1 protein-coding gene is annotated in these 1,466 nt (G+C 64.7%); it reads right to left on the bottom strand.

The genetic code is table 11. The features are described 5' to 3' along the window. Positions 1-51: 51 nt before the first annotated feature. Positions 52-1,466 (bottom strand): metallophosphoesterase family protein (locus K309_RS42745; protein ID WP_035878957.1); only part of this gene is annotated, 1,415 nt, incomplete at its 5' end.

The raw sequence follows: 1,466 nt of genomic DNA, 5'->3' as shown, positions 1-1,466 counted from the left end.
GCCTCGAAGGCAGTCGGAACATGGCTGCATGTTCAATTGGTTGGCGTATTGCTACGCAAAAAGATCGTCGGTTAGCCACTCCATCTGCGGCGCTGCTGCAGGGGTCAAGCCCAGTGGTTCGGCACGCGTAGTTGGTACATCATCGCCGGGCGTCGCGAACGGGCTGGCTCCGGATGAGAAATCCTCCGACCAGGCGGGCGATTCCGCGGGTTCCGGCGCCGGCATGCCGCGCAACTGCTCAAGCACGCCGTCGGCGGTCGACTGCGCGTCGAGCGATTCCAGCAGCGCCAGCCGCTCCGTGAGGGGACCAGTCGCAACACCGGTCAGTTCACCCCACCGCGAGAGCTTTTCGGGCAGGCTGGCCGCACGGCTGATGCCTTCGGCACGGCTGCGCACGGCAGGCAGGATGCGGGCTTCGATCTTCAGCTCGGCGCTCTTGGCAAATAACGCCACGATGGCGTCGCGATCGACCAACTGCCGATGTTCTTCGTTGACCGTCCAGCGCACGCGCACGAACTTGTCGGCAGCCTCGGCCGCAAGGGCAGCCAACGCGTTCATGTCCGGCGGGCCATCGAAGTCCACGCAGACCGTCTCGCGCGCGGGCGTCTCCACCAGCTCTGCGGTCGCCCTGCCCGGAACGATGTCCCATTGCAGGTATCCTTTCGCGCCGATCTCTCCGTAGTGGAAGCGCCCGATGGAGCCCGGATAGGCAACGACCCTGCCCTCCCGCTTCCATTGCTGGGCACGGTGGATGTGGCCGAGTAGGAAGCCATCACACTCCGCGTCGAACAGGGCGCCGATCCCGAACTCATGATCGAAGCCTGCCATGGGTACACCGTGCTCGGTCTGGCAGCCGTTGACCGTGCCGTGCGAGACGCCGACCGTGGCGATCCCCCAACTGCGCAAACGCGCGTTCATCGTGCCAGCGGCGGCCAGGTAGGCAGCCAGATGGTCACCCACTGCGGTTGCCGCATTGGCCACTCCTGCCGCCGCGGCCAGCACCGCCTTGTTGACAGTCGGCACGCAGGTGAAGACGACCTTGGGCATGCCGTGCTGGGCCAGCAAAACGTCAAACTCAGCCTCGGTGAAGATGGGGCCATCCGACGGATAAAACGCGCCGTCACATAGCGCCACCTGGTGGATGCGATCAGCGACATAGACTGGATACTGCGCACCGATGAGCCGGAACACGTCCAGCGTGCCGGGCGGTTCGTGGCTGAATGTCCCTTGCAGCATCAAAACCGGGCAGTAGCCCGAGAGTCGATGGATGCGCCGTGCGAGCGATCCAAGCGCCGGCGTGTGCGCATGGAGACCGTGGTCCGTCGAGTCACCGGACACCACGGCGACATGGCAGCCGGAAACGATGGCATTCTCTACCGCGAAGCCGAAACACCGGTCGGCCTCGGCCAGGTTGCCAGGCGAGTAATGCAGGTCAGAAAAGTGGGCAAGCCACAAGGGTTCGCTCT

This window comes from Cupriavidus phytohabitans, from assembly GCF_000426345.1.
In the GTDB taxonomy this organism is placed as follows: Bacteria; Pseudomonadota; Gammaproteobacteria; order Burkholderiales; family Burkholderiaceae; genus Cupriavidus.
Note: the sequence above shows the minus strand (reverse complement) of the source record. Positions and strands in the feature narration are given on the sequence as shown.